General features: G+C 71.7%; 11 protein-coding genes. 4 read left to right on the top strand and 7 right to left on the bottom strand.

Annotation, left to right across the window (positions count from 1 at the left end):
- The first annotated feature begins 184 nt into the window (after positions 1-184).
- The 3 genes from ettA to ACLLJJ_RS11520 are packed head-to-tail and all read left to right on the top strand — an operon-like array spanning position 185 to position 2997.
- Complete coding sequence (gene ettA, locus ACLLJJ_RS11530) at positions 185-1849, top strand: energy-dependent translational throttle protein EttA (protein WP_434589617.1); 1665 nt, start codon at positions 185-187, stop codon at positions 1847-1849.
- A 6-nt stretch (positions 1850-1855) separates the two neighbouring features.
- A complete protein-coding gene (locus ACLLJJ_RS11525) occupies positions 1856-2290 on the top strand; it encodes an acyl-CoA thioesterase (RefSeq protein WP_434589615.1) in 435 nt (144 codons plus the stop codon).
- The gene (locus ACLLJJ_RS11520; protein ID WP_434589612.1) at positions 2287-2997 is read left to right on the top strand and encodes a hypothetical protein; all 711 of its coding nucleotides are present in this window, start codon (positions 2287-2289) and stop codon (positions 2995-2997) included. Before ACLLJJ_RS11525 ends, ACLLJJ_RS11520 begins: the two co-directional genes overlap by 4 nt.
- 138 nt (positions 2998-3135) lie before the next feature.
- Here ACLLJJ_RS11520 and ACLLJJ_RS11515 read toward each other — a convergent pair whose 3' ends face one another.
- Positions 3136-3540, bottom strand: coding sequence for a globin (locus ACLLJJ_RS11515; RefSeq protein WP_434589609.1), 405 nt, complete (start codon positions 3538-3540; stop codon positions 3136-3138).
- A 108-nt stretch (positions 3541-3648) separates the two neighbouring features.
- On the opposite strand from ACLLJJ_RS11515, the gene ACLLJJ_RS11510 reads away from it, so the two are divergent.
- Positions 3649-4611: a methyltransferase domain-containing protein gene (locus ACLLJJ_RS11510; RefSeq protein ID WP_434589606.1), complete on the top strand. Its 963-nt coding sequence runs from the start codon at positions 3649-3651 to the stop codon at positions 4609-4611.
- Positions 4612-4693: 82 nt separating this feature from the next.
- On the opposite strand, the gene ACLLJJ_RS11505 is transcribed toward ACLLJJ_RS11510, so the two are convergent.
- From ACLLJJ_RS11505 to ACLLJJ_RS11480, 6 genes are all read right to left on the bottom strand, one after another.
- On the bottom strand, positions 4694-5872 hold the full coding sequence (locus ACLLJJ_RS11505) for an FHA domain-containing protein (RefSeq protein ID WP_434589603.1): 1179 nt from the start codon (positions 5870-5872) through the stop codon (positions 4694-4696).
- 82 nt (positions 5873-5954) lie between these two features.
- Positions 5955-7313, bottom strand: coding sequence for a vWA domain-containing protein (locus ACLLJJ_RS11500; protein WP_434589601.1), 1359 nt, complete (start codon positions 7311-7313; stop codon positions 5955-5957).
- 93 nt (positions 7314-7406) lie between these two features.
- Positions 7407-8690: a PP2C family protein-serine/threonine phosphatase gene (locus tag ACLLJJ_RS11495; RefSeq protein ID WP_434589598.1), complete on the bottom strand. Its 1284-nt coding sequence runs from the start codon at positions 8688-8690 to the stop codon at positions 7407-7409.
- Between the two features lie 2 nt (positions 8691-8692).
- On the bottom strand, positions 8693-11554 hold the full coding sequence (locus tag ACLLJJ_RS11490; protein WP_434589595.1) for a tetratricopeptide repeat protein: 2862 nt from the start codon (positions 11552-11554) through the stop codon (positions 8693-8695).
- Positions 11551-12900 (bottom strand): hypothetical protein, encoded by a 1350-nt coding sequence (locus ACLLJJ_RS11485; protein ID WP_434589592.1) that lies wholly within the window; start codon positions 12898-12900, stop codon positions 11551-11553. Before ACLLJJ_RS11485 ends, ACLLJJ_RS11490 begins: the two co-directional genes overlap by 4 nt.
- 72 nt (positions 12901-12972) lie before the next feature.
- Positions 12973-13974: a glutamate ABC transporter substrate-binding protein gene (locus ACLLJJ_RS11480; RefSeq protein WP_434589589.1), complete on the bottom strand. Its 1002-nt coding sequence runs from the start codon at positions 13972-13974 to the stop codon at positions 12973-12975.
- Positions 13975-13985: the final 11 nt, after the last annotated feature.

Genomic DNA, 13985 nt, shown 5'->3' with positions numbered 1-13985 from the left:
CCGGTCGGGGTCGGGTGGGTGAATCCGGACGCGGTGCGTCACCGGGTGCTCACTACGGACCCGATATGCCTTGGTATATCGGGGCCGTTTCCGTCTGGGGGTGGCCGTGCGGCAAGATGGGTGTATCTGCCCTCACGCGGCGGAGCCGAACATAGGCCCTTCTCGATCTGCCGGACGGTTTCTCTTGGCTGAGTACATCTACACCATGCGCAAGACGCGCAAGGCGCACGGCGACAAGGTCATCCTTGACGATGTCACGTTGAGCTTCCTGCCCGGCGCGAAGATCGGTGTGGTTGGCCCCAACGGTGCCGGTAAGTCCACGGTGCTCAAGATCATGGCGGGGCTGGAGCAGCCCTCCAACGGTGACGCGTTCCTTTCGCCCGGATTCACCGTCGGCATCCTCATGCAGGAGCCGAAGCTCGACGAGTCCAAGTCGGTCCTGGAGAACGTCCAGGACGGCGCGGCCGAGATCATGGGCAAGCTCCACCGCTTCAACGAGGTCGCCGAGCTCATGGCGACCGACTACTCCGACGCGCTGCTCGACGAGATGGGCAAGCTTCAGGAGGAGCTCGACCACGCCAACGCCTGGGACCTCGACGCCCAGCTGGAGCAGGCCATGGACGCGCTGGGCTGCCCGCCCGGCGACTGGCCCGTGACCAACCTCTCCGGTGGCGAGAAGCGCCGCGTCGCGCTCTGCAAGCTGCTGATCGAGGGCCCGGACCTGCTCCTCCTCGACGAGCCCACCAACCACCTCGACGCCGAGTCGGTGAACTGGCTGGAGCAGCACCTCTCGAAGTACCAGGGCTGCGTCATCGCGGTCACTCACGACCGGTACTTCCTGAACAACGTCGCCGAGTGGATCCTTGAGCTCGACCGTGGTCGCGCCATCGCCTACGAGGGCAACTACTCCACGTACCTGGAGAAGAAGCAGACCCGTCTCAAGGTCGAGGGCCGCAAGGACGAGAAGCGCCAGAAGCGGCTCAAGGAAGAGCTGGAGTGGGTCCGCTCCAACGCCAAGGGCCGTCAGGTCAAGTCCAAGGCACGCCTCGCCCGTTACGAGGAGATGGCAGCCGAGGCCGACAAGATGCGGAAGCTGGACTTCGACGAGATCCAGATCCCGCCGGGCCCGCGCCTGGGCTCGATCGTCGTGGAGGTCCAGAACCTCTCCAAGGCGTTCGGCGACAAGGTCCTCATCGACGACCTGTCCTTCACCCTGCCGCGCAACGGCATCGTGGGCATCATCGGTCCGAACGGCGCGGGCAAGACCACGCTGTTCAAGATGATCCAGGGCCTGGAGACGCCGGACTCCGGCGCGATCAAGGTCGGCGACACGGTCAAGATCAGTTACGTCGACCAGAGCCGCGCCAACATCGACCCCAAGAAGACGCTCTGGGCGGTCGTGTCGGACGAGCTGGACTACATCAACGTCGGCCAGGTCGAGATGCCTTCGCGCGCGTACGTCAGCGCGTTCGGCTTCAAGGGCCCGGACCAGCAGAAGCCGGCCGGTGTCCTCTCCGGTGGTGAGCGCAACCGGCTGAACCTGGCGCTGACGCTCAAGGAGGGCGGCAACCTGCTGCTCCTCGACGAGCCGACCAACGACCTCGACGTCGAGACCCTCTCCTCTCTGGAGAACGCGCTGCTCGAATTCCCGGGCGCGGCCGTGGTCATCTCCCACGACCGTTGGTTCCTGGACCGGGTGGCGACGCACATCCTGGCCTACGAGGGCGAGTCCCGCTGGTACTGGTTCGAGGGCAACTTCGAGTCGTACGAGAAGAACAAGGTCGAGCGCCTCGGAGTGGACGCCACGCGCCCGCACCGTGCCACCTACAAGAAGCTGACCCGGGGCTGAGTCGACGTGACCCGTCACATCTACTCCTGCCCCCTGCGCTGGTCGGACATGGACGCCTTCGGGCACGTCAACAACGTGGTCTTCCTGCGGTACTTGGAAGAGGCGCGTATCGACTTCATGTTCCGGCTGGCGCCGGGGGAGGGCAGCACGTCCTTCACGGGCGGGTCCGTGGTGGCCCGGCACGAGATCGACTATGTGCGGCCGCTGGTCCACCGGCACGAGCCGGTGACCATCGAGTCGTGGGTGACGAAGATCGGTGCGGCGTCCTTGACCATCGCGTACGAGATCAAGGACGAGACGACGCTGTACGTACGGGCCTCCACGATCGTCGTGCCGTTCAACCTCGCCGAGTCGCGGCCCCGCCGCATCACGGCCGAGGAGAAGGTGTTCCTCCGGGAGTACCTGGACGACGACGCAGAGGAGGAGGCTGTCGCCGCATGACGGCACAGCGCTCCGACCACGTGACGCTCGCGCTCGCCGATGCCGGCGAGGCGGCGGATCTCGCGGCGTTCCTCGGTCGGCTGATCCACTACGACCGGGCCGCCGCGGTCCGTCTGCAGGCGGGCGGTGGGGCGTTGGCGGTCTTCGGCCGGCCGCCGTCCTTCGAGGTGCTCGCCATCCGTACGGCCCGGCTGTCGGTGCCGGCCGAGCTGGACGCCACCGTCTCCGCCGGGCAACTGCTCGAAGACATCGACGAGTCGGCGGGGACGGCGGTCGTCCCGGACGCCGTCACCGGTCCGCCCTGGGCCGGTGTGCTGCCGCCGCGCGGTGGGTGGCGGCAGGTGCCCGGACTGCCGGACTACGAGGCGGTGCGCGGCGTGGTGGCCGCGGCCGTCGCCGAATTCCGGGCGCGGGACGAGGCGTTGGGGCCGGACCGGCGGACCCGGGAGGAGCGCGACCGGATCGGTCGCGAGATCTGGTCCCGGACGCTGGGGAACACCGGGCTGCCGTTGCGTGCGGTGCATGCGGCTCAGTCGCTCGGGTTCCTGCGGCCGGTGCCCGTGCGCGCCTCGGCCTCGGGCGCGCCCGACGCGGGTGAGGCGCTGACGCTGCTCGCGGCCGGTTCCTGGCTTCGGCTTCGTACGGCGTACGGGTCAATTGCCCTGCGCGGGGCGGGCCTTGGCTCGCTCACGGTGGCGCCGGTCTGAGTGCCCGCCGGGTCCGCCCGGCGGGCTCGTCCTCGCCTGCGGGACGCGCGGGGAGCCGGACGGCCCGAACACGGGCCGGGCGGGCCCAACGCAGGCCGGGACCGAAGGCCGGGCGGGCGCCCACCGGGGCCGGGCCGGTCAGCCGGTGGTGTTGACCATCGACGCGGCCGCGTACGTCAGGTAGTTCCACAGCTGGAGTCGGTGCTCCTCGGAGAGGCCGAGTTCCTCGACCGCCACCCTCATGTGCTTCAGCCACGCGTCGTGTGCCGCCTTGTCGACGGTGAACGGGGCGTGCCGCATGCGCAGACGGGGGTGGCCGCGTTCGTCGCTGTAGGTGCGCGGGCCGCCCCAGTACTGCATCAGGAACAGGACCAGCCGCTCCTCGGCGGGGCCCAGATCCTCCTCCGGGTACATCGGCCGCAGCAGCGGATCGTCCGCGACCCCCTGGTAGAAGCGGTGGACCAGGCGCCGGAAGGTCTCCTCGCCGCCGACCTGCTCGTAGAAGGTCTGCTCCTGAAGCGTGCCGCGCGGAATCTCGTTCACCCGTCCATCGTCTCAGACTGCGAGCCCTGGGACTTCGGCCCCAGGACCACGGCCGCCGGAGCATGGCCGGCACTCGCCTCAGGCGCCCTGCCGCGCGACAGTGGGCGTATGGGCACACACGTGGACATGTATGCCGAGGCCCGCGCACGGCTGGTGCGATCGGTCGAGGCGACCGGAGCCTTGGCGGATCCCGCTTGGCGGGCGGCCTTCGCCGAGATCCCGCGGCACCTGTTCGTGCCGTACTACTTCGTCGGCCGGAGCGGCGGCTTCGAGCGGCTGTGGGGCGAGGACCCCGATCCGGCCCGGCGGACGCGCTGGCTGGAAGGGGTCTACGCGGACCGGCCGCTCGCCACCCGCATGCGCGACGGCGACCTGGTCTCCTCCAGCAGCCAGCCCTCGCTGATGGCCAGGATGCTGGCGGAGCTGGAGATTCGGGACGGGCACGCCGTACTGGAGATCGGTGCGGGCACCGGCTACAACGCCGCCCTGCTCGCACACCGGCTCGGTGACGACCTGGTGACCACCATCGACCTCGACCCGGAGATCACCGAGTCGGCGCGAAACCATCTGACAGCGGCCGGCCGACACCCCGCGGTGGTCACCGGGGACGGGGCGCGCGGCTGCCCGGCCCGCGCCCCGTTCGACCGGATCATCGCGACATGCGCCCTGCCGTCCGTACCGCGCGACTGGCCGGCCCAGTGCCGGCCGGGGGCCCGGATCCTGGCGCCGCTGTCGACCGGGCTGATCTCATTGGAGGTACGCGACGCCACACACGCGGAGGGGCGCTTCCTGCACACCTCGGCGTACTTCGTCCCGCTGCGCGGCGGCCCGGCGGCGCCCCTGCCGAGGAACACCGGCGGGCTGCCCCGCCAGGCGCTGGAGGACGAGCTCTTCCAGTTTCTGCTCGGCCTGACGGCGGGCGGCCTGGACCCGCACGACGCGCTCGCGCTCTGGCACCGCGAGAGGCGGCCGGAGCGTGATCGCTTCGGTGTCACGATCACCGCGGACAGTGAGTGGGCCTGGCTGGACGACCCACAGGGGCCGTATGCCTGGCCCCTGGCGGGCCGCTGACCGGCCAGGGACGCCCTCACCGGGCCCGTCGGCCTCGGGTGCGACTGTGCGGGCCGGGCCCTCGGGCCGGGCCCTCGGCCCCTCAGGCCCGGCGGACCGTGATCGTCGTCCAGGCGCCGACGTGGACCCGGTCGCCGTCCTGGAGCGGGATCGGGACGTAGGGCTGGACGGGATCCTCCCCGCCGTTGACCGTGGTGCCGTTGGTCGAGTTCTGGTCGACCACGGCCCAGCCGCCGTCGGGCTGCTGGACCAGGACCGCGTGCTGGTGCGAGACACCCGGGTCCTCCGGCGGTACGGACAGATCGATGTCCGGGGCCTCGCCCGTGCTGTGGCGGCGGCGCCCGATGGTGATCTGGTTGCCGGTGAGCGGGCGCTGCTGCTCGGGCGAGTAGGCGGGCAGGTTGAGCCCCGCCGCGTCCGGGCCGCTGCGCTGCATCATCGCCATGAAGTAGTCACGGTCGGGTCCCACCGTCGCGGTCCAGCTCGTGGGCGCGACGCTGGGGGGCTGGTACTGCTGCGGGGGTGCCTGCTGCGGCTGGTGCTGCTGCTGTGCCTGCTGCGCTTGCTGTTGCTGCGACGGCGGGGGCAGCATCCAGTCGTCCTCGGCGTTGCCCTGTCGCTGCGGCGCCTGCGGCTGCTGGAACGCCAGAGGCGGCGCGGGCGGGCCCGGCTGCTGGAACGCCTGGGGCGGAGGCGGCGGGCCGGGCTGTTGGAACGCCTGCGGCGGGGGCGGCGGGCCGGGCTGCTGCTGGAAGGGGTGCGGCGGTGCCTGCTGCCCCTGGTGCTCGGGCGCGATCGGCTCGGCCGACCTGTTCACCTGCGACGGACGCGAGCCCTGGTAGTCGTACGGGTCACGAGGAACCGGCGGCGGCCCCTGCTGCGGCGAATGGAACCCGGGCGGCGGATTGAGACCGGAATCGGGGGCGGGTGCCGGGCCGGGGCCCGCGTTGTGCGGGGCCACCGGGGTGTACGAGGTCGCCGTACTGGTGAGGAAGTTCCACCGGCACTCCTCGCAGTACGGAGTCATGCCCTCACGCGGGGTGCGGCACTGCGGGCAGAGCTCCGCCTGCTGGGTGGCGTCGGAGCCGCGTGCGAAGGGGTCGGCCCCCTGCGCGTAGGCGTCCTGGCCCTGCGGCGGGTATCCGTAACCGGGAGCGGGCGGCGGAGGGGGCGGCGGCGGCACGGCGCCGGCCATGCGATGGCCGCAGACCTCGCACCAGTCGTCGGAACCCGACTGGTGTCCGTTCGGGCAGGTCGGCATGTCGGCGCATCCCCCTCTCAGTCCGGCCCGGAGGCCGTAAATCTGTACTTACTTCTTGAATTACTTCTTGGGTCGCTCTGCGCTACTTCTTGACGCGAACTGTCTTCGTGGAGCGTGTTTCGAGGGTCATCTCGTCCGCATCCGCGACTTTCGCCTTCAGTCGCACAGTACCCGTCGCCTCGTCGACGACGTCCACCACCTTCGAAAGCAGTTTCGCAGTGTCCGCGTTCCCCGACGCCGCCGCGAGCTGTACCGCACGGCCGAGCTTCGCGGTCGCACCGTCGTAGTCGCCCGACTTGCGCGCATCGAGACCCTGCTGGATGACTTGTGCCAGTTCGGCCTGACCCGTGTAGTGCGCGACCTGGGGATTGATGGATGTGGAGGCCGCCATGTCGTCCGTCCACACGGCTCGTACGAGCCCCTGCGAAAGCGTCTGCGGCGCGCCGTCGCCCACTGTCGGCAGGACGAGCGAGACCCGGGCCGCCAGCATTTCCTGCCCGATGCCGGCCTCGGGCACCTGCACGCACACGTGGTAGTCGCGGGACTCGTCGCCCCAGGAGCCCGTCGGGTAGTCCCCGGCGCGCGGGCCCACCTCGGTCCGCCGCCCGGTCAGCTCCTCGACCGTGGGCGCGACCTGCTTGACGAACTTGATCTCCACGCCGACGGGCGTCCACAGCCGCAGTGCGACGTCCGCGACCTCCTTGCCCATCGCCTCCTCCATCATCCGCGTGAAGTCGGCCGACAGGCCGCCCGGATCGGCGACGATGTCGGCCGTGCCCAGGAGCGCCGAGGCGATGCCGGTGACCTCCTTGACCTCCCAGTCCGTGCCGACGCCGCGGGCGTCGCAGGTGAAGCGGCCGGCGCAGGAGTCGAGCGCGGCTCTCAGGTCCTCCGGGGACTCGTGCTCGTTACGCCCGTCCGTCAGTACGATGCCGTGCCTGATGGCGACTTCGGCCGAGCCGAGCAGCCGGTCCGCCAGTTGCAGCCAGGTGCCGATCGCCGTGCCGCCGCCCGCGCTGAGCTTGCGCAGGGACTCCTTGGCCTGGGCCCTGGTGCGGCCGTCCGCCACCGCGAGAGCGCCATTGCCGGGGTAGACCTCCTTGGCGATGTGCGTACCGCCGATCACCGCGAAGGCGACGCCGTCGCGCAGGGTGTCGATGGCGGCGGCCGTCGCGTCCCGCGCGTTGCGCATCTTCGTCGGCGGGTAGTCCATCGAACCGGAACAGTCGACCATGATCACAACGGCGGCGGCGGGCCCCTGCCCGGGTATGAACGCGGGGGAGAGCCCGGCCCCGGTCAGCCGCGAACTGCCGCTCGTACCACCGCCGGTGGAGGTCACCGTGACAATCGCGTTGACCTCACGACCGCCCTCCGGCAGGTATTCGTTCTGATAGACCTCGACGGAGAATTGCGGCACCCGGGACTTGGCGAAGTTGGCCATCGAATCGGCTCCTTGAGGCTCCACGTGACAAGTCTCCACGTGACAAGTGGTGAAGGCGATGAAGAAGTGAAGTAGCGGGAAGAAACAGTGGTCCTACGCCGTGCCGTAGGCCGATCCTGCCCCTTGGGACGGCACCCGGAACGGCAGCACGGCCACTGTTACGTTGTCGTGGCCCCCGCCGTCGAGGGCATGCCCCACCAGCACCTGGGCGCAGTGCAACGGCCGCTCGGCGGCGTCCGCCGGTGCGACCCGCGCCATTTCCTGCGCCGCCTCCGAGTAGTTCCACAGCCCGTCCGTGCACACCACCACCACACCGGGCCGGTCCGGCTTGAAGGAAGCCGTGTGCGGCTCCAGTTCGTAGGCGTCGGCGCCGAGCCAACCCGTGATGGCGTGGGCGCGGTCGTCGGCGTACGCCTCCGCCTCGTTCATCAGGCCAGCCGCCACCATCTGGGCCGCCCAGGAGTCGTCCTCGGTGAGCCGGGCGGGCGGCGCCGTACGGTCGTCGGGCACCCAGTAGACGCGGCTGTCGCCGACCCAGCCGACGACCAACAGGCCGCTCGCGACGATCGCGCCGACCAGGGTGCAGGCGGGCGAATTGCGGTGGGGATCGTGCTCCACGGCCCGACCGGGCTCATTGGCAAGGGAGTTGACGGACTCGGCCGCCGCGACGATCGCCTCGTGCATCGCCTGCTGCGGGTGCGTGCCGCGCGGCAGGGACTCCAGCAGGGCCTCGTTGGCGGTGCTCGCGGCGGCGGCCGAAGCCTCGTCGGGGCGGGTCGCCGACGACACGCCGTCGCAGACGATCGCGACGACCGCGGGCGAACCGTCGGGCAGGGCCGTCGTCGAGAGCGCGAAGGCGTCCTCGTTGCGGTGGTGGCGCAGACCGCGGTCGCTGACCGCCGCCACGGCGTCCAGTTCCTGCTCCATGTGGTCGCGCTCGCGGGGCTGGGCGTGGCCGCAGTTCTCGCAGTAGCCGTCCTCGTCGATCCTGCCCGCCCGGCAGGCCACGCAGGTCTTGCCGCCCAGGGGCGTACCGGCCGCCGGGGTCGCCTCGTGCTCCGGGGAGCGGGGGTCGGCGGGCGGCGCGGCGTCGGGAGAGGCGAGCGCGTAGTCGTCGCCCGGGGCCGCGGGCGCGGGCGGGTCGTCCAAGCGCACGGCCGCGGTCGCGTCCTGCGACGGATCGCCGCGCTCCTCACCCGAGTCGGAGCTGCCCGCCGATGCGGCGCACGGCGCCACCGCGATGGCCACCGTCGGGTGGTCGTCCGGCGGCTGCGGGACGGCCGACAGGTCGTACCCGCACGCCCCGCAGAACAAGTCAGCCGTATCCAGCGGCTCCTCGCAGCCGGGACAGGCGGACAGCTGGTGCATCTGCGACATCATCACACCCAGGTCCGGGGGCGGAAACGGTTGGCCCGTTCCACCAGGTCGATCCTTTCATCCCCGCGCTGCGCGAGCCGGGCGAGCACCCGGTACGAGCGCTCCAGCCCGAAGCGCAGGCCGCGCTCGTCCAGTGGGCTGCCGAGCAGCGCGGACCGCACGGGGCGTGCCCCGTGCCCACCGGAGAGTACCCAGTCGAGGGCGCTGCCGAGGACTTCGGTGGAAAGCTGCTCACGGCGTACGGCGTCGAGGCCGAAGCTCCGCAGCGCCTCCACCTGGGCGGCGGCGGCCATCAGGTCGTCGGTCAGCGGGTCACTCGCGGCGCGTCTGCGCAGTCGTGCCCGCACGGCGGCGACCCGCGCCGCCGTGTAGTGGATCGACGCCTCGGGCACGGACTCCAGCGAGCGCACGGCGCCCGGCCTGTCGCCCGCCGCGAGTTGGACGCGGGCGAGGCCGAAGGCCGCGCTGACGTAACTCGGGTCGGTCGTCCACACCAGGCGGTAGTACTCCGCCGCGTTGTCGAGCTGGCCGAGGACCTCGGCGCAGACGGCGAGGGCGAGCTTGGGCGCGGCCTCGCCGGGAAACGCGTCGTAGATCGCGTCGAAGGAGAGCGCCGCGAGCTCGTTCTCGCCGGTGGTGAGGGAGGCGATGCCGCGGTACCAGACGACCCGCCAGTCGTCCGGGTGCCGCGCTTCCAGGGTTGCCAGCGCCTCGGCGGCGGTGGCGGGCTCGTTCATCTCCAGCCGGGCGCGCAGCTCGCGCAGCCGGCGCTCGACGGAGTCGCCGGGGGCGGACTGGAGGGCGGCGATCAGCTCGGCGGGCGCGGAGGCCATCAGACCGGCCAGGAAGCCCGCGTTGGGGTCGTGCGGGTCGACGCGCGGCACGGGCAGCGCGAGCGCGGTGGCGCGCGGGTCGAGGGCCGCGAGGAACGGCACCCCGGCGCCGTTGGTCCGGGCGTGCGGCGTCCCGTGCGGCAGGAGTGCGCCGGTCGGCGTCGCGGCCCCGGCGACGGAAGGGGAGACGTGAGCGTGCGGAGCCACCGCGAGGGCGGGACCCGAGTGGCCGCCGAAGCCGAAGCCGAAGCCGGCGCCGCCGGACCCCGCAGGACCCGCACCGACCGGCTGCGCTCCGGGCAGCGCCGGGCCCGGCTGCCCGTCGGGCGTGGCCGCGCTGTTGCCCGCGCCGTACACCCCGGCGCCGACCGCTCCGTACCCCCCGACTCCGCCGGGCGCCCCCGCGCCCTGCGCCGGGAAGTTGACGGCGCCGGGAGCGCCCGAGGGGGCGGCGCCCTGCTGGGCCGGGATCACGACGCGGCCCCCGGCGCGGGCCGCGTCGCGGCGGGCGCGCCGGGAGAGCGGCACGGACCGGCCGCCGAGCTGTGACGCGTCACCCGTCAGCTCGGCGAACAGCCGCGCGTCCGTCACCCGCAGCTCCGGGCCGAACAGCGTCGAGAGCGCGGGCCGCGCCCGGCCCGACTGGACCGCCACGACCTCCCGCAGGACGCCCGTCAGCTGCTCCGCCATCTCCGTCGCCGAGGCGAACCGCCGCGCCGGATCCGGGTCGGTGGCCCGGACCAGCAGGCGGTAGAAGGACTCGTACGTACGGAAGACCTCGATGTTGTCCGGGTCGGGCAGGCTGTCCACGAAGACATTCGTGTAGCCCTGGAAGTCGAAGGTCAGCACGGCCAGTGTGCGCGCCACCGTGTACAGGTCGGAGGCGACGGACGGCCCGACCTCGGCGACCTCGGGGCCCTGGTAGCCCACGGTCCCGTAGATCGCGCTCTCGTCGTCGTCCATCCTGCGGACCGCGCCCATGTCGATGAGCTTCAGCTGGTCCTGCTGCTGGATCGCGTTGTCGACCTTGAAGTCGCAGTACAAAAGGTTCCTGCTGTGCAGGTGGCCGAGCGCCTCCAGCGCCTCGATGCCGTACGCGCAGGCCTGCTCCACCGGCAGCGGATCGCGCTTGCCCGCCGCGCTCCGCCGCTCGTTGGCGATCTCCTTGAGCGACTTGCCGCCGACGTACTCCATGACGATGTAACCGTCGAGGGAGCCGGTGCGCTGATCGAGGTGCTCGACGAAGTTGTAGATGCGGACGATGTTGGAGTGCTCGATCTCGGCGAGGAAACGCCGCTCCGAGATCGCCGCGGCCATCGCGTCCTGGTCGCCCGTGTCCAGCAGACCCTTGAGGACCACCCAACGGTCGGACACCGCGCGGTCGACCGCGAGATAGACCCAGCCGAGGCCGCCGTGCGCCAGGCAGCCCATGACCTCGTACTGACCGTGCACGATGTCACCGGTGGCGAGCTTGGGGATGAAGGAGTACGGGTTGCCGCATTTGGTGCAGAACCCCTCGGTGCGGCCCGGCCGTTCGCCACGGGACCGCCCCACCGGCGCCCCGCAGTCGCTGCGGCTGCAGAACCGCTTGCGCTCGGGAACCTCCGGGTTCTCCATCACCGCCGAGCGCGGGTCGGGCCGCGGCACGTCCGGTATGGAAACGAGCCCGGCACCGAGCCTGCTGCGGCCCGACGCGTTCGACGACGCACCGGAGCTGCGGACGGACACCGAGCGGGAGGTGGCCGAGCCCGACAGCGCGCGCGAGAGCCGCCCGGAGACGGAACGCCGCGAGGTCGAGGAGCGCGACGAGCGCTCGGACGCCCGCGAGGAGGCCCGCGAACTGCTACGGCCCGAGCCGTTGTTGCTGCTGGCCCTGCTGCTGCGCCCGCCGGCCGTGATGCCGGTCGGCGGCGACGACAGGGTGCCGGACGGCGAGACGACGGGCGCGAGACCGCAGGTGTCGCAGTACATCTCGCCGCCGCCCATGTCCTCGTACGACCCCTCGCACCCGGGGCGCTGGCACTTGCTCATGCTGAATCCCCTTTGTCGCTCCGCGAGGGCCCCGCGCGGTCGGCGGGGCCGGTCTGCCGCGGGATCAGGACCTCCGCCGTGGCCCGCTGGTAGCGCAGTACCGCCTGCTCGGCGGCGCGCAGATCGCAGGGCGCGCTCCACAGCATCCGGCGGGCCGCCTCGTACCGCTCCATCAGCAGCGGATCCTCCGCCATGCCGTGCCGGGCGACCTTCGCCTTGTACGCGTCGAGACGGCCGCGCAACTCGGCGCGCACCGCCAGTGGTTCGGTGACCCGGGACAACGACTCGCGGGCGCGCAGCAGTTCGTCCTCGGCCTCTCGCTCCAGCGACTCCAGGAGCGGCGAGAGGCGGTGCCACTGGGCGTGTCTGCGATACCCGGCGGCCAGCACCAACTGCTCCTGGAGCGCCGTGGAGGGGCCGCTGACCGCGGGGACCTCCGACGCGGCGATCTTCGCCAGGACCTCGCCGCGCGCCGACCGTGCCTCGGTGAGTGTGCGGTCCGCGCGCGAGAGGACGTCCTGGAGCCGCAGCAGTCGCTGCTCCGCGTCCTGCCGCACGCCGAGGACCGCCTCGATCTCGCGCCGGATCTCCTCCAGCGCACGCGCCGCCCGGTCGTACCTCTCGGTGTCGGGCCGGCCGCCGCCGGGCGCCGAACTGCCAAGTCCCGGACGCCAGAAGGCGAGCGGGTCCGTCACGACCTGGCTGCGCAGCGTCGTCAGCTCCTGGGTGATCTCCGCCAGGTCGTCGCCCGCCGGGTGCTCCCCGGGCCGTACGCCGACGGAGTGCGCCAGCGACCGGGTGCGCAGCAGCTCGGCGGCGAGCAGATCGATGCGGGCGGGCAGCGCGGACCACACCGCGTCGGCCGTGACGACCATGTCGAGCGACTGCGCGTAGAGCTGGTTCATCCGGGACACCAGCGCCTCCAGCGTGAACCGCTCGGAGAGCTTGGCGGGCCCGGTGATCGAAGGAATGTGGCCGCCCTGCGCACCGCCCGCGACGCCGCCCCCGGCGACCGTCACGCTCTCGCCGCGCAGTACGTCGGTCAGCTCGACCAGGTCCTCCCGGTTCGGCCAGCGCCGCCGGGCCCGCAGCTCACGGGCGCCGGCCAGGACGGCGGTGTACGCGTCGAAGTACGACCACAGCAGCGCGACGGCGTGCTCGGTGGTGGCCCAGCGGTCCTTGGTGACGCCCGTCAGCTCGGCGCCTTCGAGGAGCCGACGGCCCGAGTGGTCCTGGAGTGCGAGGAGTGAGGTCTCTATCGCTTCGTACTCCGCGCCGAGCCGCGCCAGCGCACGGTCCGCCTCGTCCCGGTCCATCACCGGCCCGGTGGCTCCCGCGACGCCCATCGATCACCTCTCCGCTCCAGCTGCGATCCGCTGTTCGTGCCGTTGATACTGCTGCGTTCATGCCCAACCGGCTTAATTGTCGCGGTACTTGGCCTCCGGCGGTTCCTTGATGCCGGGAAGGTCCGCCTTCAGCCAGTTGTCGTACGCCTTCATCCAGGGGCCGTCCGGGCCCCCGCTGCGGTAGTCGTCGAGCACCTGGTTCAGCCGCCGGACCAGGTCGTCGCTGCCGAGCTTCGCCGCGATGCCGTAGTACTCCTTGGTGAACGGTTTGCCCTTGAGCTCGACCGCGGGGTCCTGGGCCGCCTGGCCCGCCGCGAGGGCGTTGTCCGTGACGACCGCGTCGACCTCGCCGAGCTGGAGCCGCACCAGGCAGTCCAGTTGGTTGGAGACGGTGAACTTCTCGAAGTCCGCGCCGAAGGACTCCTTGGCGAGCGCGTCGTACGCCGTGGAGCCCTGCGCCGAGCAGACCTTCTTGCCCGCCAGCGACTCGTCGTACCCCTTGACGGTGGATGTCTTGGGGGCGAGCACCTGCTGGCCCGCCTGGAAGTAGGCGCTGGAGAAGGCGACGTCCTTCAGCCGGGTGCAGTTGATCGTCATCGTCCGCACGACGATGTCGACCCGGTCCTCCTGGAGGGCGAGGATGCGCTGATTGGTGGGGATCGCACGGTAGATGACCTTCTCGGGGTCGCCGAGGATGTCCTTGGCCATGGCCCGCACCAGGTCGATGTCGAAGCCTTCGAGTTCGCGGGTGGCCGGATTGCGGTAGCCCCAACGAAAGCTGTTCTGGTCGACGCCCGCGATCAGCTTGCCGCGCTTCTTGATCTTTTCGATGGCCGCGCCCTCGCCGCCCCCGGGCCGCAGGCTGCGCTCCGGCTCCTCGCAGGTGTCCGCCCGCGCGGCGGCGGCCTGCGTCACGCTCTGCCCGGCAGCCGCACTCCCGCTGTCGTCCCCGCCCCCATGGAAGAGCGGCAGCAGCGTCAGCGACGCCGTCAGCGCGCAGGCGGCGGCCATGGTCGCCACCCCGCCCCAGCCGCGCAGCCGGCCGGCCGGGGCCCCTGTGCTCGTCCTGGTCACCGCGCCTCCTC

The sequence above is a fragment of the Streptomyces sp. A5-4 genome, assembly GCF_051131715.1.
Classification (GTDB): domain Bacteria; phylum Actinomycetota; class Actinomycetes; order Streptomycetales; family Streptomycetaceae; genus Streptomyces.
Note: the sequence above shows the minus strand (reverse complement) of the source record. Positions and strands in the feature narration are given on the sequence as shown.

Excerpts from the sequence above, each read along its gene's own strand:
- ACLLJJ_RS11520 (WP_434589612.1), top strand. The coding sequence starts at position 2,287 with ATGACGGCACAGCGCTCCGACCACGTGACGCTCGCGCTCGCCGATGCC.
- ACLLJJ_RS11510 (WP_434589606.1), top strand. The coding sequence starts at position 3,649 with ATGGGCACACACGTGGACATGTATGCCGAGGCCCGCGCACGGCTGGTG.
- ACLLJJ_RS11505 (WP_434589603.1), bottom strand. The coding sequence starts at position 5,872 with ATGCCGACCTGCCCGAACGGACACCAGTCGGGTTCCGACGACTGGTGC.
- ACLLJJ_RS11500 (WP_434589601.1), bottom strand. The coding sequence starts at position 7,313 with ATGGCCAACTTCGCCAAGTCCCGGGTGCCGCAATTCTCCGTCGAGGTC.
- ACLLJJ_RS11495 (WP_434589598.1), bottom strand. The coding sequence starts at position 8,690 with ATGTCGCAGATGCACCAGCTGTCCGCCTGTCCCGGCTGCGAGGAGCCG.
- ACLLJJ_RS11490 (WP_434589595.1), bottom strand. The coding sequence starts at position 11,554 with ATGAGCAAGTGCCAGCGCCCCGGGTGCGAGGGGTCGTACGAGGACATG.
- ACLLJJ_RS11485 (WP_434589592.1), bottom strand. The coding sequence starts at position 12,900 with ATGGGCGTCGCGGGAGCCACCGGGCCGGTGATGGACCGGGACGAGGCG.